Origin of the sequence: Streptomyces sp. NPDC052299 (assembly GCF_040679335.1) — a bacterium.
GTDB lineage: Bacteria > Actinomycetota > Actinomycetes > Streptomycetales > Streptomycetaceae > Streptomyces.
Map to the genome: position 1 here is coordinate 57485 of NZ_JBFAUP010000025.1, position 17087 is coordinate 74571.

Sequence of the window (17087 nt, forward strand, 5' to 3'; positions counted from 1 at the left end):
CGGATCGACCGGGCCCGTGCCCGTGTGCGTCGAGATGCCGGTTCGACTCCGGCCCGTGGAGCTCCGGTCCGCGGTCGTCTAAAGGCAGGACGCGACGACATAAAACTGATGCGGGACCTTAAACGTGCCGGTGTGCGACAGCAGGCGGCAATCACAGGGCTCGGGGGCCGGCTACGCCCCCGGGCCCGCTCCTCATTCGGCGGGCCCCGGGGCCTTCACTGCCGGTACCCCGCCAGGAACCGCCCGATCCGGCTGATCGCGGCGTCCAGGTCGTCCGCGTGCGGCAGGGTCAGGATGCGGAAATGGTCGGGGCGCGGGTAGTTGAAGCCGGTGCCCTGGACGACCTGGATCTTCTCGCGCAGCAGCAGGTCCAGGACGAACTTCTCGTCGTCCACGATCGGGTGAACCTTCGGGTCGATGCGCGGGAAGGCGTACAGCGCGCCCTTCGGCTTCACGCAGGACACGCCCGGGATCTCGTTCAGCTTCTGCCAGGCGCGGTCGCGCTGTTCGTACAGCCTGCCTCCGGGCACCACCAGGTCCCGGATCGACTGCCGGCCGCCGAGCGCGGCCTGGATGGCGTACTGGGCGGGGGCGTTGGGGCACAGTCGCATCGACGCCAGCATCGTCAGCCCTTCCAGATAGCTGCGGGCGTGCTGCTTCGGGCCCGAGACCACCATCCAGCCGGAGCGGAACCCGGCCACCCGGTACGTCTTCGAGAGCCCGCTGAAGGTGAGGCAGACCAGGTCCGGGGCGAGCGTCGCCACGCTGTGGTGCTCGGCGTCGTCGTACAGGATCTGGTCGTAGATCTCGTCGGCGAACACCATCAGGCCGTGCCTGCGGGCCAGGTCGAGGATGTCCTGAAGGATTTCGCGCGGATAGACGGCGCCGGTCGGGTTGTTGGGGTTGATGATCACGACGGCCCGGGTGCGGTCGGTGATCTTCGAGGCCATGTCCGCGACGTCCGGGTTCCAGTCGGACGCCTCGTCGCACGTGTAGTGCACGGCCTTTCCGCCGGCCAGCGTCGTGACCGCGGTCCACAGCGGGTAGTCCGGGGACGGGATCAGCACCTCGTCGCCGTCCTCCAGAAGCCCCTGGACGGCCATCGAGATGAGCTCGGAGACACCGTTGCCGAGGAAGACGTCGTCCACGCCGACCTCGGTCAGGCCCATCGCCTGGTAGCGCTGGACCACGGCGCGCCGGGCGGACAGGATGCCGCGCGAGTCCGTGTAGCCGTGGGCCTGCGGGAGCATCCGGATCATGTCCTGGACGATCTCCTCCGGCGCCTCGAAGCCGAAGAGGGCCGGGTTGCCCGTGTTGAGCCGGAGCACGCTGTGGCCCGCCTCCTCCAGGGCGTTGGCGTGCTCGATGACGGGGCCCCGGATCTCGTAACAGACCTCGTTGAGCTTGCTGGACTGGCGGAATTCCATGCGGTGCCTCCCCGACCCGATTGCGATACTTGGTTTTACCAAGTTCGGGCTTGGAAAGTCCAACAACATGTCTAGACTGCGTCGCATGCCACGTCAGCCACAGCCAGCGACCCGCCCGGCCCGCCGCCGGAGTTACGACCAGTTCTGCGCCGGCGCCCGCGCCCTGGACGCGGTCGGCGACCGGTGGACGTTGCTGATCGTCCGTGAACTGCTGGCCGGCCCCCGCCGCTACACCGACCTCCACGCCGACCTGCCCGGCGTCAGCACGGACGTCCTGGCCTCCCGGCTCAAGGACATGGAGCAGGGCGGCCTCGTCACCCGCCGCAGGCTTCCGCCCCCGGCCGCCGCCACGGTGTACGCGCTCACCGCGCGCGGGCACGGGCTGCTGCCGGTCCTCGCCGCGCTCGCCGAGTGGGGCGTCCCCGCGCTGGCCGAGCGGCGGCCCACGGACGCGGTCCGGGCCCACTGGTTCGCGCTCCCGCTGCTGAGCGCCCTGAAGGGGGCGGCCACGGGCGTGCTCGACGTCCATCTGGACGAGGGCGAGTTCCACATCCGCACGGGCGAGGTGCCCGCCGGTGAGCCGGTGTACGGGGACGGGCCCGCCGCGGACGCCGACGCGCGCGTCGTCCTCGACGCGGAGCTGTGCCTCGCGCTGGGACGCGGCGAGCCGACGTTCGCGGAGGCGGTCGGGGACGGCCGGATCGAGGTGTACGGGGACGGCGCGCTGGCCGAGGAGCTGCGCGGCGCCTGACGGCCGGTCGGGCCGGACGCGATGGCGTGATTCCGGCGGTCCTCTTCCGGGTAGCGTCCGGGCATTTGAGATGTCCGTGACACGCGAGACAGGAGAGACCCATGGGGAACGGCGTACGGCGGGTGCGGCAGAGTCGGCGGAGCAGGGCGTTCGTCGTCGCGGGGTGCGTGGCCGCGCTCGCGTTCGTGCCGACGGCGGCCGGGGCCACGCCCGGCAGCGGGGTGACCGCCACCGTCGTGGCCAAGGGCACCTCGGTGGGCGAGCTGAAGGTGACGGCGCCGAAGGGCCGGGCGGACGTCACCTTCCGCACCATCACCATCGAGCCGGGCGGCTCCACCGGCTGGCACACCCACAGCGGTCAGCTGATCGCCGTCGTGAAGTCCGGCACGCTCACCCGCACCCTGGACGACTGCTCGGTCGAGGTGTCCCCCGCGGGCACGTCGTTCATCGAACCGTCGGGGACGAACCACCGCCACATCGGACGCAACCTGGGCACCGAGCCGGTGGTCCTCTGGGTGACGTATCTGCTGCCCGAGGGCAGCGAACTCTCCGACGAAGCCGACGCGGTGGAGTGCGGGCCGGGGGAGTGACGCCTCGTGGGAGCGCTCGTCCGCCGGCCCGCCGCGGTCAGCGGGCGAGTGTCTCCCCGTACGCGCCGAGCCCGGCGATCACCAGCCCGTCGCGGAGGGTCAGCACCTCGTACACCCGGCCGCCGATCTGGTTGCGGTAGTCGATCACCAGCGTGTCGACGCTCGCCCGGACGTCCACCACCTCGAACTCCAGGTCCGGGATGAGTTCGAGCCCGCGGGCCCAGTACGCCCGCAGGGCGTCCTTGCCGCGCACGGTCCCGGAGGGATCGCCGGTGAACCGCGCGATCATGGGGGAGCTGAAGGTCACGTCCTCGTGATAGTGCGTCAGGATGCGTTCCAGATCGCGGGAGTTCCAGTCGTCCTGCCAGCGCGCTGCGAACTTACGGGCGAATTCAAGATCCATGGCCACGACCGTAGACCTCACGGCGGATTCCCGGCGGCGGTATTCCGGCATCCGGCCACCGGGCGGGACGCGCGATGATGGACGGGTGCGATTCGAAGCGATCACCCGGGAACGCCTGACGGACGCGCTCGCCGCGCACGCCGACGCGCTGGAACCGGCCGACGGCGGACCCTGGCTGAAGATCGCCGTCGACGGAGCCCCGGCCGCCCGCCCCGGCGATCTGGCGGAAGCGGTCGCCGGGGCGCTGCGGCTCCGGGGCCGCGCCGTGCTCCCCGTCTCCACCGCCGGATTCCTGCGGCCGGCGAGCCTGCGGTACGAGTACGGGAAGCGCGACCCGGACTCGTACTTCGGCAGCTGGTTCGACACGGGCGCCCTGTGGCGCGAGGTGTTCGGCCCCCTGGAACCGGGTGGCAGCGGGCGGGTGCTGCCCGACCTCTGGGACCCGGCGACGGACCGGGCCACCCGCAGCCCGTACCACCGGCTGCCGGAGGGCGGGGTGCTGATCCTGCACGGCCCGCTGCTGCTCGGGCACTGGTTCCCCTTCGACCTCGCCGTCCACCTGCGCCTTTCGGCGGGTGCGCTGCGGCGGCGCACGGCGGAGGACGAGCGGTGGACCCTGCCCGCCTTCGAGCGGTACGAGGACGAGGTGGCGCCCGCCGACGGCGCGGACGTGGTGGTGCGCGCGGACGATCCGGGGCACCCGGCGTGGACGGGGCTGCGGTGAGCCGCGGGTTCGAGTCCCGTCACTCGCCCGGCAACGGCGGCCGCCCGCCCACCGTCGCGACGGCCTCCGCCCCCGCCCGGCACCCCGCCGCCGCGGCCGCCGCGTCGCCCGCGCCCGCCAGCCGGGCCGCGAGGAAGCCGCCGGTGAACGCGTCGCCCGCCCCGGTCGAGTCCACGGCCCGTCCGACCGGCTCCGCCGGGACCCGGCCGGTCACCGTGCCCCCGGTGGCCAGCAGCGCCCCGCCCGCGCCGAGCGTCACGACGACCCGGCGGTCGGGCATGCTCAACTTGGCGGCCGCGTCCGCCGGTTCTGGCAGTCCGGTGAGCAGCCGGGCCTCGTCCGCGTTGGGCAGCAGCAGGCCGGCCCGCTCGGTCAGGGCGAGGAACCGGTCGACGCCGAGAGCGGACAGGAAGCCCGCCGACGCGGGGTCCACGCTCACCGGAACGTTTCGCCGTACGGCCTCCCGCAGGGCCAGCAGGGCCGTCGCCCGGCTGGTGTCGGCGAACAGCAGATAGCCCGACAGGTGGAGGTGGGCGACCCCGTCGAGCAGCGCGGGCGACCAGTCCTCGGGGGAGAGCCGCAGCACCGCGCCGCTGTCGGTGAGGAAGGTGCGCTCGGCGGCGGCGTCCACCAGGGCCACCACGGTCGCGGTCGGCGCCTCCTCGTCCACCGCGAGCAGCCCGCGCACCCCCGCCCGCCGCAGCAGCCCGCGGTGCCAGTCCGCCGAGTCGGCGCCCACCCGGGCGAGCAGCCGCACGTCCCGGCAGCCCGCGCGTGCCGCCCAGCAGGCCACGTTGGCCCCCGCGCCGCCCGCCCGGGTCCGGATCACGGCGGCCGTGTCCGTGCCGTGGGCCAGCGCCGTGCCGTGCCGGGCCACCACATCGGTGACCACGTCCCCGACGACGAGGAGGCCGCCGCTCACCGCGCCGTCCAGGCGGTGGCGATGCGGGCGGCGAGCGCCACATTGCCCCGGACCGCCGCGAGATTGGCCTCCAGCGAGGCGCCCCCGGTGTGCCGCACCAGCTGGTCCAGCAGGAACGGCGTGACCGCCTGCCCCGTGACCCCCTGCTCCCGGCAGGCCGCCAGCGCCTCGGCGAGCACCCGGTCGTGCAGCCCGGGGTCCAGCTGCTCGTCCTCCGGTACGGGGTTGGCCACGATCAGCGCGGCCTCCGGGCCGCCCAGCGCGTCCTGGGCGCGCATCACCTCGGCGACCTCCTCGGGCGAGGTCACCGTCCAGTCGACCGGCTCGCCCGAACTGCTCAGATAGAACCCGGGGAACGTGGCCGTGCCGTAGCCGAGGACCCCGACGCCCAGCGTCTCCAGCCGCTGCAGCGTGGCCGGGACGTCCAGGATCGACTTCACGCCCGCGCAGACCACCGTGATCCCCGTCCGGGCCAGCAGCCGCAGGTCCGCCGACTCGTCCTGCGTCCGGGTCCAGCCCCGGTGCACCCCGCCGAGCCCGCCGGTCGCGAAGACCCGCAGCCCGGCCCGGGCCGCCAGGAAGGCGGTCGCCGACACGGTCGTCGCCCCGCTCGCTCCGGCCGCCAGCGCCGGGGCGAGGTCGCGGTGGCCCAGCTTGCGCATTCCCGGGTCCTCGGCCACCCGTTCCAGCTCGGCCTTGTCCAGGCCGATCCTGGCCCGCCCGTCCAGCACCGCCACGGTCGCGGGCACGGCCCCGGCGGACCGGACGAGCCCTTCCAGCTCCCCGGCGACCCGCAGATTGCGGGGCCGGGGCAGACCGTGCGCGATGATCGTCGACTCCAGGGCGACGACCGGCCGGTGCGCGGCGAGGGCGGCCCGCACCTCGGCGGAGAGGACCGGCGCGTGAGGGGTGGTGCCGAGGGGCGCGTTGAGTGACATGTCCACATCCCTGTCGCGGGCGGGCGGGACTCAAACGTTGCCGGGACCGCCCGGGCCCGGCCGGTGGCACGAAACCGCCCGTCGGTGGCCGCGCACGAGGGAGCTAGGGTCGCCCCATGTCCTCTGCGACCGGCCAACCAGCCTCCTCCGTACGTGACTTCTACGACGACCTCGCCTCCGACTACGACCTCATGTACGCCGACTGGCAGGCGAGCACCGAGCGCCAGGCCGCCGCGCTGTCGGCCCTGATCACCACCGCGCTCGGCGAGGGCGCCCCGTACGACGTGCTGGACTGCGCCTGCGGCATCGGCACCCAGGCGCTCGGGCTCGCCGCGCTCGGACACCGGGTCACCGGAAGCGACCTGAGCCCCGCCGCCGCGGCCCGCGCCGCGAAGGAGGCGGCCGCGCGCGGCCTGGACCTGCGCACCACGGCCGCCGACATGACGCGGCTGCCCTTCGGTGACCGCTCCTTCGACGTCGTCGTGTGCGCCGACAACTCGCTGCCGCACCTGCTCACCCCGGAAGCGGTGGAGGCGGCGCTCGGCGAGATGCGCAGGGTGCTCCGCCCCGGCGGCGTACTCCTGCTCTCCACCCGGCCCTACGACCAGCTGCGCCGCGAGCGGCCCGCGTCCACACCGCCGCAGGTCAGGGAGGAGGCCGGCGGCCGGGTCGTCACCTTCCAGCTGTGGCACTGGCGTCCGGACGGCGAGCGCTACGACCTGGAGCACTTCCAGCTGCATCCCGCGGCGGGCGGGAACGAGGGCTGGGACGTGCGCACGCGCCGGACCTCGTACTGGGCGCTCGGGCAGGACCAGCTCACCGGATTCGCCCGGCAGGCCGACCTGACGGAACCCGCCTGGCACGAGCCGGAGGCCACGGGCTTCTTCCAGCCGGTCCTGGTCTCGCGCCGGCCGGGCGCGGACCCGAACCCCGCCTGACCGCACCGCTCAGAACAGCGGCTCCGGCAGCACCCCTTCCAGCGCCAGCAGCCGCCGCTTGGTCTCCAGACCGCCGCCGAAGCCGCCTATTCCGCCGTCGCTCTCCACCACCCGGTGGCACGGCACCACCACGGGAAGAGGATTGGACCCCATCGCCGCGCCCACCGCCTGGGCCGCGCCCGGCTGCCCGACCCGCTCGGCCAGCTCCCCGTAACCGGCGACCGCCCCGTACGGCACGCCCCGCGCCAGCTCCTGCAGCACCTGGCGGTTGAAGCCGGCGGTCAGCGACCAGTCCAGGCCGAGCGAGAACTCCCGCAGCGTCCCCGCGAAGTACGCCGCGAACTGGCGCACCGGCTCGGCCAGCCGGGCCGAGCCGGGGGCCTCCACCGGCTCCGCGCCGAGCCGGGCGCGCAGCCGGTCCAGCGCCCTGTCCCGTATCTCCGGGCGGGCGTGGAAGACGACGCTCACCAGCCCCGACTCCGTCGCGGCCAGCATCAGCGGGCCGATGTCGCTCTCGACCACGGCCCACTCGACGACCCCGTTGCTGTCCATGCCACCACCGTACGGCGGCCCACCGACAACGGGGCCCGGTGTCCTCAGCCCCGCGTGGCCGCGCGCACCACGTCGGGGGTGTTCGTGATGATCCCGTCCACCCCCATGCCCTCGACCCGGCGCGCGGCCGCCGCGTCGTTCACCGTCCAGGGGTTGACCTGGAGCGTCTTGCCGTGCGGACCCTTCAGGGCGTGCACCGCCGTCACGTACCCGTCCGACAGGCCCGTGTACGAGGGATTGACCTGGTCGACGAACTTCGCGTACGCGGGCAGCTCCGAGACGGCCGGGGCGCCGAGGAAGCCGGTGACCACGTCCGGGCGCAGCGAGTGCACCGTACGCACGCTGTCGGCGCCGAAGCTCTGGATCACCAGGCGGCGCCGGACGTGGCTCCGGTCCAGCCAGCCCTCCTCGTCCAGCACCCGGAGGGTCGCCCGCTCGATCCCCGGGTAGCTCTCCGGACTCTTGATCTCCAGCAGGAGGTTCTGGCCGTTGCGGCCGAGCCGCTTCAGATACTGGCGCAGGGTCGGCACCCGGGTCCCGGCGTACGCGGGCCCGAACCAGCCGCCCGCGTCCAGCCGGGAGATCTCGGCGGCCGTGAAGTCCTTGACCGCCCAGGGCGCACGGTCCGGGAACACCTCCTCGGCGTTCGTCGTCCGCCTGAGGTCGGTGTCGTGGATGACGACCGCCACCCCGTCCCTGGTGAGCTGGACGTCGTTCTCCACCCAGTCGAAGCCCAGCGCGTCGGCCTTGTCCACGGCCGTGAGCGTGTTCTCGGGGGCGTACGCCGAGGCACCCCGGTGGGCGTAGACGCGCGGGTGCTCCTCCGCGGCGGCGGAGGCCCGGCGGACCGGAGCGACCTCCTGGACCGGGTGCCGGGTCAGCGGGGTGTCCGCGACCGGGGTGCCCGGATTCGGCATCAGCAACGTGCCGGCGCCCATGACGGCAGCGGCGGCGACGGAGGCGGTAGCGGTGCCTGCGTACACGTGGACTCCTTGCGTCAGAGTTGCGGACGGCCCGAGCGTCCCAGCCGCCCCCGAACGCGGGACAGGCGAAGGATGGCCACCGTGTGAACGCACTTCGGGGACCTCGTCACCCGCCGTCCGCCCGGTCGATAAGATGCGGCACTTCTGTTGTGTCTGCCGGGCCTTGCGCCCGGACGACAGGCCCTGGGATCGTCCTGACCCGGGCTTGCTGCTGCGAGGGGCGTACAAGGATGCAGGGCACAATCGACGGTTTCAGCTACGGGGCGGTGACCCCCGCGGCGGCGTTCCTGATGGCGTGCCTCGGTGCGGCGCTGGGCCTGCGCTGCACCACGCGGTCACTGCGTACCGAGCGTTCCTTCAGGGCCGGCTGGCTGGCTCTCGGGGCGACCTCCATAGGTTCGGGCATCTGGACCATGCACTTCATCGCGATGGCGGGCTTCGCCGTCGAAGAGGTGCCGATCGGCTACGACAGGCCGGTCACCTTCGCCAGCCTCGCCGTCGCGATCGTCATGGTCGGCATCGGGATCTTCCTGGTCGGGTACCGGGGCGCCACCCGCATGGCCCTGGTGACGGGAGGCACGATCACCGGACTCGGCGTGGCCTCCATGCATTACCTCGGCATGGCGGGAATGCGCCTTGATGGGCAGTTCGAGTACGACACGGTGACCGTCGCCCTCTCCGTGGTCGTCGCCGTCGTCGCCTCGACCGCCGCGCTGTGGGCCGCCGTCTCCATCCACGGCTTCCTGCCCAGCCTCGGCGCGAGCGTCGTGATGGGCGTCGCCGTGAGCGGCATGCACTACACCGGCATGGCCGCGCTCCGGGTCCATCTGCACCCCTCCGCCTCGACCGCCGCCCACGCCCCCGGGGACAGCGCGGGCGCGCTGCTGGTGCCCATGCTGCTCGGCCCCGCCTGCTTCCTGGTGCTGGCCGCCGTCGTGGTCATGTTCGACCCGCTGGTGGTCATGGGCACGCCCGACTGGGACGACCCGCGCGCCGCGCGGATGCCCGGCGTCCCGGGCCGGCGCCAGGTCCCGCGCTTCGGCACGTACGCCGACCCGGCCTCCTTCCACTCCCGCCCGCGCGACGCCGTGGAGCCCGCGGACTGGTGAACCGGGCCCGTTGTCAGTGGCGGGTCGTACGGTGGTTGCATGCGGCCAGTCTCGAAGATCGAACGTACGGTGGCGCCTTTCGAGGTCGTCAGCCCCTACCAGCCCAGCGGCGACCAGCCCGCGGCCATCGCCGAGCTGGAGAAGCGCGTCCGCGCAGGTGAGAAGGACGTCGTGCTCCTCGGCGCGACCGGCACCGGCAAATCCGCGACCACCGCGTGGATGATCGAGAAGCTCCAGCGCCCCACGCTCGTCATGGCGCCGAACAAGACGCTCGCGGCCCAGCTGGCCAACGAGTTCCGCGAGCTCCTGCCCAACAACGCCGTCGAGTACTTCGTCTCGTACTACGACTACTACCAGCCCGAGGCGTACGTCCCGCAGTCGGACACCTACATCGAGAAGGACTCCTCGATCAACGAGGAGGTCGAGCGGCTGCGCCACTCCGCGACCAACTCGCTGCTCACCCGCCGCGACGTCGTCGTGGTCGCCTCCGTCTCCTGCATCTACGGCCTCGGTACGCCGCAGGAGTACGTGGACCGCATGGTCCAGCTCAAGGTGGGCGAGGAGATCGACCGCGACGCGCTGCTGCGCCGCTTCGTGGAGATCCAGTACACGCGCAACGACCTGGCCTTCACCCGGGGCACCTTCCGGGTGCGCGGCGACACCATCGAGATCTTCCCGGTCTACGAGGAGCTCGCCGTCCGCATCGAGATGTTCGGCGACGAGATCGAGGCCCTGTCCACGCTGCACCCGCTGACCGGCGAGGTCATCAGCGAGGACCGGTCCCTCCACGTCTTCCCCGCCAGCCACTACGTGGCGGGCCCCGAGCGCATGGAGAAGGCGGTCAGCGGCATCGAGCGGGAGCTGGAGGAGCGCCTGGCCGAGCTGGAGAAGCAGGGCAAGATGCTGGAGGCCCAGCGGCTCCGCATGCGCACGACGTACGACATCGAGATGCTCCGCCAGATCGGCACCTGCTCCGGCGTCGAGAACTACTCCATGCACTTCGACGGCCGTTCCCCCGGCACGGCCCCCAACACCCTCCTCGACTACTTCCCGGAGGACTTCCTCCTGGTGCTGGACGAGTCGCACGTCACGGTCCCGCAGATCGGCGCCATGTACGAGGGCGACGCCTCCCGCAAGCGGACCCTGGTCGACCACGGCTTCCGGCTGCCGTCCGCCCTGGACAACCGCCCGCTGAAGTGGGAGGAGTTCCTCCAGCGGATCAACCAGACGGTCTACCTCTCCGCCACCCCGGGCAACTACGAGATGTCCCGGAGCGACGGCTTCGTGGAGCAGATCATCCGCCCGACCGGCCTGGTCGACCCGGAGGTCGTCGTCAAGCCCACCGAGGGCCAGATCGACGACCTGGTGCACGAGATCCGGGCCCGCGCCGAACGCGACGAACGCGTCCTGGTCACCACGCTCACCAAGAAGATGGCGGAGGACCTGACCGACTACTTCCTGGAGCTCGGCATCCAGGTCCGCTACCTCCACAGCGACGTCGACACGCTGCGCCGCATCGAGCTGCTGCGCGAGCTGCGCTCCGGCGAGTACGACGTCCTGGTCGGGATCAACCTCCTGCGCGAGGGCCTGGACCTGCCCGAGGTGTCGCTCGTGGCCATCCTCGACGCCGACAAGCAGGGCTTCCTGCGCTCGGGCACCTCGCTGATCCAGACCATCGGCCGCGCCGCGCGCAACGTCTCGGGCCAGGTCCACATGTACGCGGACAAGGTCACCCCGGCCATGGCGCAGGCCATCGACGAGACCAACCGCCGCCGCGAGAAGCAGATCGCGTACAACACCGAACGCGGCATCGACCCGCAGCCGCTGCGCAAGAAGATCAACGACATCGTCGCCACCATCGCGCGCGAGGAGGTCGACACCGAGCAACTGCTCGGTACCGGCTACCGCCAGGCGAAGGAGGGCAAGGCACCGGTGCCCGCCCTCGGCAAGCACGCCGTCCCGGGCGACGGCAAGGCGGCGACGGCGGGGAAGTCGGCGAAGGCGGGCAAGGCCGGGAAGGCCGGCCGGGACGCGGCGGCGGTCACCGACCGCCCGGCGACCGAACTGGCCGGGATCATCGAGGAGATGACGGACCGGATGCGCGCCGCCGCCGCCGACCTCCAGTTCGAGGTCGCCGCCCGGCTGCGCGACGAGGTGGGCGAGCTGAAGAAGGAGCTGCGCCAGATGCGCGAGGCCGGTCTGGCCTGACCGGCCGGGCGGCCGGGGCCGCATGTTGCAGGACCGACACAAAACGGCCCAGGCCCTCCGCGCGGCTGACACCACTGCGTAGGGTGCTGGGAAACCGCACAAGGACGGTTGCGGGGAATGCGGAGAGGGGACAGCGCGTGACGGTCAATATGACCAAGGGCCAGGCCATCAGCCTGCAGAAGAGCGACGGGGGGACCCTGACCGCGGTACGGATGGGGCTCGGCTGGCAGGCGGCGCCGCGCCGCGGTCTGTTCGGCTCGCGCACCCGGGAGATCGACCTGGACGCCTCGGCGGTCCTGTTCGCCGACAAGCAGCCGGTGGACGTCGTGTTCTTCCGGCACCTCACCAGCGACGACGGCTCGGTGCGGCACACCGGGGACAACCTCGTAGGCGGCGCCGGCTCCGGCGGCGACGACGAGGCGATCCTCGTGGACCTCCAGCGGGTGCCGGTCCACATCGACCAGATCGTCTTCACGGTGAACTCCTTCACCGGCCAGACGTTCCAGGAGGTGCAGAACGCGTTCTGCCGCATCGTGGACGAGACCAACGGCCAGGAGCTCGCCCGCTACACGCTGGACGGCGGCGGGCAGTACACCGCGCAGATCATGGCGAAGGTGCACCGCGCGGGCAACGCCTGGAAGATGACCGCCATCGGCACCCCGGCCAACGGCCGCACCTTCCAGGACCTCATGCCGGCGATCCTGCCGCACCTGTAGGACGGCACACCGGACCACGAGGTCCGCATCGCGGTACGCGCAGCTCCCGGCGGCATCGGCCACCGGGAGCTGCCCGCATACTTCACCAACACCAGCGGTAACACGTCGAGGGGACAGGGCAATGACGGCCGAGCTGGTCCGGGGGCAGAACCACACCTTGCCCCAGACCCGTCTGGAGATCCGGATATCGGCCGGGGCGCCCGTCGTGGCCGGTGCCACGCTCGGCGACGAGCAGGGCAGAGTGGCCGGCGTCGAGTGGATCGCCCACCCCGGATCGCCGCAGCTGCACGGCCTCGAGGTCTCCCGGCAGGCCGCCTCCGAGCACCGCCTCGCCGTCGATCTCGACGCCCTGCCCGACGGGGTCCACCGGGTCACGGTGCTGCTGGCCCTGCCGCTCGGCGCGGGCGGACCGACCCGGTTCGGCGCCGTCGCCTCGCCCTTCGTCGCGGTCACCGGCCTCGACGGCGCCGAGATCGCCACGTTCACGCTGACCGGCCTCGACAGCGAGTCCGCGGTCGCCGCCCTGGAGCTGTACCGCCGCCAGGGCGCCTGGAAGGTCCGCGCGGTCGGCCAGGGATACGCGGGCGGCCTCGCGGCCATGCTCGCCGACCAGGGCGTGGACCGGGCCGCCGAGCTGGCCGGGACCATCCAGGAGGCGGTCGCCCGCGGCCTCGCCCGCTCGGTCGCCCCGCCGCCACCCCGCACCCCGGAGGGCGACCGGGTCAGGCACGCGCCCACCCCGGCCCCGGCTCCCGGCAACGGACAGCCACCGGTCCCGCCGCCCCCGCCGGCCGCCTCCCCGCAGCCCGAGCCGCTGGCGGAGCCCGCAGCCCCGGGCGCCCCGGTCAACTACGCGCACCCGCGCCGGCAGCCCACCGCGCCCCCGCCGCCGCCCCCGGCCGCGCCGCCCGCCCAGCCGGGACAGCCCGCCCAGCCCGTCGCCGGGGACGCCACCGGCTGGTCCATGGACGAGCGCCTGTACAACCAGGTGTGGGGCATGTTCGAGGACCTGGCCCGCGCCGTCGCCGCCTACCGCAGCGCCGTCGACTTCGCCGAGTCCCGGATGGACCAGGAGCTGGAGCGCACCCTGTCCGACCCGCGCAGCCGCATCGGGGGCGCGGGCGACCGGGCCCGCGAGGAGGCCCGCGCCAAGCGCGACGAGCTGACCGCCCGCGCCCGCGAGTCCCTGGACCGCGACCTCGCCCAGCTCGACGCCGAGTCGGCCGTCGTGGAGCCCGCGCTCCCCGCCCCGTACGCGGGCTGGGACAACCCCGTCTGGCACGGGTACCAGGTGCCGATGGAGATCCCGATGGCGTTGCGCATCGGCGATCTCCACCTCCCGGAACGCGCCGACCTGCGCATCCCGCTCCTCGTCCGGCTGCCGTTGGAGCGGGGCATGTGGATCGACAGCGGGCGCACCGCCTCCGAGGCCGCCGCGCTGACGGGCACGGACCAGCTGCGCAGGCTGGCGATGGAGGCCGCCGTGCTGCACGCGGCCCGGCTGCTGGCGGTCTACCCGCCGAACGAGTTCACGGTCCATGTCATCGACCCGGCCGGATCGGCCGCCGGGGCGCTCGCCCCGCTGGTCCGCTCCGGAGTGCTGCCCTCGCCGCCCGCTGCCGGAGCGCAGGGCGTCTCCTCGGTCCTCGCCCACCTCACCCGGCGGGTGGACCTGGTGCAGATGGCGATCCGGGCCGGTGCGGCCGACTCGCTGCCCCCGGACCTGGACCCGGCCGAGCAGCTGCTGATCGTCAACGACTTCCCGCACGGCTTCGACGACCGGGCGGTGACCCAGCTGCGCTACCTCGCCGACGAGGGGCCGTCCGTGGGCGTCCACCTGATGATGGTCGCGGACCGGGAGGAGGCGTCCGAGTACGGCCCCGTCCTGGACCCGCTGTGGCGCTCGCTGCTGCGGGTCACCCCGGTCGCGGACGACCATCTGGCCGACCCCTGGGTCGGTCACGCGTGGACGTACGAGCCGCCCAGGACGCCGCCGGGGAGCACGGTGCTGGACCAGGTGCTGGAGCGGGTGGCCCACGCCCGCCGCACCGGTGGCCGCTGAGCCGCCGGGTCCCGTCACGCCCTTAGTAAATAGCCCCTGACCTGCACTTTTGGAGATCCTATAGGTTTCTCTTTACCTTTCTTTGGTATTTCCTGTACCGTTCATGGAGCGGAGGGGAGTACTCCCATACGCGGCGTTCCCGTCAGTACGGACTGTGACCGGTCCCGGGGCGCCGGCCTCGGCGCGCAGCCCGCGCGCCCGGGTGGAAGAGACCTCCGGCAGCGACGACGCTGATCAGTAGCCCGTAGCGAACTGCCGGAGGCGCAGTGGACGTTTCATGGACCCTCTGGGCGCTGACCATCTTTGGTCTGTGCGCCCTCATCGCCGTCGACTTCTTCATCGGGCGCAAGCCCCATGACGTCTCGACCAAGGAAGCAGGGATCTGGACGATCGTCTGGATCGTGCTGGCCGCCCTCTTCGGCCTCGGGCTGCTCGTCTTCGGCGAGACCCAGGCATCGGGCGAGTTCTTCGCCGGTTACATCACCGAGAAGTCGCTCAGCGTCGACAACCTCTTCGTCTTCGTGCTGATCATGGCGAAGTTCTCGGTGCCCTCCCACCTCCAGCAGCGGGTGCTGCTGATCGGCGTGCTGATCGCCCTGGTGCTGCGGGCGGCCTTCATCGCCGCCGGAGCCGCGGTCATCGCCAACTTCTCGTGGATCTTCTACATCTTCGGCGCGTTCCTGATCTACACCGCCTGGAAGCTCATCCAGGAGGCGCGGGCCGACGACGAGGACGAGGAGTTCGAGGAGAACCGGCTCCTGAAGAGCATCGAGCGCCGCTTCGGCGTCGCCGACCGGTACCACGGCACCAAGCTCTTCATCCGCAACAACGGCAAGCGCGTCATGACCCCGCTGATGGTCGTCATGCTCGCCATCGGCACCACCGACGTGCTGTTCGCTCTGGACTCCATCCCCGCGATCTTCGGCCTCACCCAGGACCCGTACATCGTCTTCACCGCCAACGCCTTCGCCCTGATGGGCCTGCGCCAGCTGTACTTCCTGATCGGCGGTCTGCTGGAGAAGCTGGTCCACCTCAGCTACGGGCTGTCGGTGATCCTGGGCTTCATCGGCGTCAAGCTGGTGCTGCACGCACTGCACGAGTCCGGGGTGCACGTCCCCGAGATCTCCATCCCGGTCTCGCTCGGCGTGATCTGCGGGGTGCTGATCATCACCACGATCACCAGCCTCATGGCCAACAGGAAGAAGGCCGAGGCCGAGGCCCGCGAGGCGAAGACCGGGGACCGCGTCTAGCGGCGGCGGTGCGGGGACGGACGGCCCCGCCTCACCAGCCCCGGGCGCGCCACTCGGGCAGGTGGGGCCGTTCGTCCCCCAGCGTGGTGTCGCGCCCGTGGCCCGGGTAGACCCAGGTCTCGTCCGGCAGCGGCGCGAAGAGCTTGGTCTCCACGTCGTGCAGCAGGCTCGCGAACGCCTCGGGGTCCTTCCGCGTGTTGCCGACACCGCCGGGGAAGAGGCAGTCCCCGGTGAACAGATGCGGCGCCCCGTGCGGGTCGTCGTACAGGAGCGTGATCGAGCCCGGGGTGTGACCGGTCAGATGGCGGGCGGTGAGCGCCACCTCGCCCACCCGGATCGTGTCGCCGTCCTCGACCAGGACCTCGGTCGGCACCTCGATGCCCTCGGCGTCGAACCGCCCCGCGTAGGTGCGCGCCCCGGTCGCCGCGACCACCTCGCCCAGCGCCCGCCAGTGGTCGCGGTGCCGGTGGGTGGTGACGACGGAGAGGATCGAGTCGTCACCGATCAGCCGCAGCAGCGTCCCGGCCTCGTCGGCCGCGTCGATCAGCAGCTGCTCGCCGGTGGCCCGGCAGCGCAGCAGATAGGCGTTGTTGTCCATCGGGCCGACGGCGACCTTCGAGATCATCAGATCCGTCAGCTCGTGCACATCGGCGGGCCCGCCGACCCTGACCGCTCCGCTGTACGTCATGTACCTCAGCCTATAGCGGGGGCAGCGCCGGGAGCCTGCCGCCTTCGGCCGTCAGCGCCGCGCCGTCGCGCCGCCCGCTGAGCCAGCCCACCAGCCCGGCGGCCGTGCCCCGGACCGCGACCGGCCCGCCCTCCGCTCCGCCGCCGGTCGTCCACACCCGCCCGGTGTCGTCGGCGAGCGACGTCGGCACGACCTCCGGGTGCCCGGCGAACCGCTCGGCCAGGAAACCGATCTCCCGCGCGACGAACTCGTCCGGCAGGTCCTCCAGCTCGTAGCCGACGCCCAGGTCGACGTGGTGCAGCTCCACCTCGGCGCGGCGCCGGAAGAGCACGCCGGCCGCGGAGTCCGTCACGCCGTTGCGCAGGGTCACCGTGCGCGACCAGTCCGCGGGCTCGGCCGCGGCCGCCACGAAACGGGCCGCGCTCGCCGCCAGGTCGGCCAGCTGCTGCGCCTGGGGCCGGGGGGCGTCCCGCTCGATGTCCCGGTCGCGGGTTTCGCTGTCTGCGTACATCGGCAGGCCGTGGAGAACATTCGCGAGCGCGTCGGCGTTACGGGAGAGGTGCGCGATGACATGACCGCGGCTCCAGCCCGGCAGGCGTGACGGTTCGGCCAGTGCCGCGTCGTCCAGTTTTCCGGTGGCTCCGAGCAGCCGATCCGTCGCTTCCCGGAGTGCTGCCAGGTCGTGCGCATGATCAGTCATGGGGCCGAGCCTAGCCTCGGCCACTCGTTCGGGTGAAGGAGTTCTCAGCCGTCCGCAATTCGAATGTGCGTGCTATACGCTCGAAGTCGAAAGCTTCGTACACCGCTGTGGCGCCCCCCATACCCT

Annotated in this window: 17 protein-coding genes; 9 read left to right on the plus strand and 8 right to left on the minus strand. The window is 72.4% G+C overall.

What is annotated here, in order from left to right:
• Positions 1-215: 215 nt before the first annotated feature.
• Positions 216-1427, minus strand: coding sequence for a pyridoxal phosphate-dependent aminotransferase (locus AB0L33_RS31180; RefSeq protein WP_365686742.1), 1212 nt, complete (start codon positions 1425-1427; stop codon positions 216-218).
• A gap of 85 nt (positions 1428-1512) precedes the next feature.
• Here AB0L33_RS31180 and AB0L33_RS31185 point away from each other — a divergent pair, with 85 nt between their 5' ends.
• The gene (locus AB0L33_RS31185) at positions 1513-2178 is read left to right on the plus strand and encodes a winged helix-turn-helix transcriptional regulator (RefSeq protein ID WP_365686743.1); all 666 of its coding nucleotides are present in this window, start codon (positions 1513-1515) and stop codon (positions 2176-2178) included.
• Between the two features lie 101 nt (positions 2179-2279).
• Positions 2280-2768 carry a cupin domain-containing protein gene (locus AB0L33_RS31190; RefSeq protein WP_365686745.1) on the plus strand — a complete coding sequence of 163 codons (489 nt, stop codon included), beginning with the start codon at positions 2280-2282 and terminating at the stop codon, positions 2766-2768.
• A 37-nt stretch (positions 2769-2805) separates the two neighbouring features.
• Here AB0L33_RS31190 and AB0L33_RS31195 read toward each other — a convergent pair whose 3' ends face one another.
• Complete coding sequence (locus tag AB0L33_RS31195; protein ID WP_365686746.1) at positions 2806-3171, minus strand: nuclear transport factor 2 family protein; 366 nt, start codon at positions 3169-3171, stop codon at positions 2806-2808.
• 85 nt (positions 3172-3256) lie between these two features.
• Here AB0L33_RS31195 and AB0L33_RS31200 point away from each other — a divergent pair, with 85 nt between their 5' ends.
• A complete protein-coding gene (locus AB0L33_RS31200; protein WP_365686747.1) occupies positions 3257-3895 on the plus strand; it encodes a uridine kinase in 639 nt (212 codons plus the stop codon).
• Positions 3896-3914: 19 nt separating this feature from the next.
• On the opposite strand, the gene AB0L33_RS31205 is transcribed toward AB0L33_RS31200, so the two are convergent.
• Positions 3915-4817 (minus strand): PfkB family carbohydrate kinase, encoded by a 903-nt coding sequence (locus tag AB0L33_RS31205; RefSeq protein ID WP_365686749.1) that lies wholly within the window; start codon positions 4815-4817, stop codon positions 3915-3917.
• Complete coding sequence (locus AB0L33_RS31210) at positions 4814-5755, minus strand: pseudouridine-5'-phosphate glycosidase (RefSeq protein ID WP_365686751.1); 942 nt, start codon at positions 5753-5755, stop codon at positions 4814-4816. The genes AB0L33_RS31205 and AB0L33_RS31210 overlap by 4 nt, the downstream gene beginning before the upstream one ends.
• Before the next feature lie 116 nt (positions 5756-5871).
• On the opposite strand from AB0L33_RS31210, the gene AB0L33_RS31215 reads away from it, so the two are divergent.
• Positions 5872-6693, plus strand: coding sequence for a class I SAM-dependent methyltransferase (locus AB0L33_RS31215; RefSeq protein ID WP_365686752.1), 822 nt, complete (start codon positions 5872-5874; stop codon positions 6691-6693).
• 9 nt (positions 6694-6702) lie between these two features.
• Here the strand turns inward: AB0L33_RS31215 and AB0L33_RS31220 are convergent, their stop codons facing one another.
• Entirely contained in the window at positions 6703-7245 is a 543-nt protein-coding gene (locus tag AB0L33_RS31220) for a methylated-DNA--[protein]-cysteine S-methyltransferase (protein ID WP_365686754.1), read from the minus strand.
• 44 nt (positions 7246-7289) lie between these two features.
• On the minus strand, positions 7290-8228 hold the full coding sequence (locus AB0L33_RS31225) for a glycerophosphodiester phosphodiesterase family protein (protein ID WP_365686756.1): 939 nt from the start codon (positions 8226-8228) through the stop codon (positions 7290-7292).
• Positions 8229-8458: 230 nt separating this feature from the next.
• On the opposite strand from AB0L33_RS31225, the gene AB0L33_RS31230 reads away from it, so the two are divergent.
• The 5 genes from AB0L33_RS31230 to AB0L33_RS31250 all read left to right on the plus strand — a co-directional run bounded on the left by AB0L33_RS31230 (position 8459) and on the right by AB0L33_RS31250 (position 15573).
• Positions 8459-9337 (plus strand): MHYT domain-containing protein, encoded by an 879-nt coding sequence (locus AB0L33_RS31230; RefSeq protein WP_365686758.1) that lies wholly within the window; start codon positions 8459-8461, stop codon positions 9335-9337.
• Between the two features lie 39 nt (positions 9338-9376).
• Positions 9377-11545 (plus strand): excinuclease ABC subunit UvrB, encoded by a 2169-nt coding sequence (gene uvrB, locus AB0L33_RS31235; protein ID WP_365686759.1) that lies wholly within the window; start codon positions 9377-9379, stop codon positions 11543-11545.
• A 137-nt stretch (positions 11546-11682) separates the two neighbouring features.
• Positions 11683-12261 (plus strand): TerD family protein, encoded by a 579-nt coding sequence (locus tag AB0L33_RS31240; RefSeq protein ID WP_026171720.1) that lies wholly within the window; start codon positions 11683-11685, stop codon positions 12259-12261.
• A 121-nt stretch (positions 12262-12382) separates the two neighbouring features.
• Positions 12383-14323, plus strand: a complete 1941-nt coding sequence (locus AB0L33_RS31245; RefSeq protein ID WP_365686760.1) for a TerD family protein — start codon at positions 12383-12385, stop codon at positions 14321-14323.
• Between the two features lie 266 nt (positions 14324-14589).
• Positions 14590-15573, plus strand: a complete 984-nt coding sequence (locus tag AB0L33_RS31250) for a TerC/Alx family metal homeostasis membrane protein (RefSeq protein WP_365686762.1) — start codon at positions 14590-14592, stop codon at positions 15571-15573.
• A 31-nt stretch (positions 15574-15604) separates the two neighbouring features.
• Here AB0L33_RS31250 and AB0L33_RS31255 read toward each other — a convergent pair whose 3' ends face one another.
• Both AB0L33_RS31255 and AB0L33_RS31260 read right to left on the minus strand, forming a co-directional pair.
• Positions 15605-16261: an MBL fold metallo-hydrolase gene (locus AB0L33_RS31255; protein ID WP_365686764.1), complete on the minus strand. Its 657-nt coding sequence runs from the start codon at positions 16259-16261 to the stop codon at positions 15605-15607.
• 10 nt (positions 16262-16271) lie between these two features.
• Complete coding sequence (locus AB0L33_RS31260) at positions 16272-16961, minus strand: maleylpyruvate isomerase family mycothiol-dependent enzyme (RefSeq protein ID WP_365686766.1); 690 nt, start codon at positions 16959-16961, stop codon at positions 16272-16274.
• Positions 16962-17087: the final 126 nt, after the last annotated feature.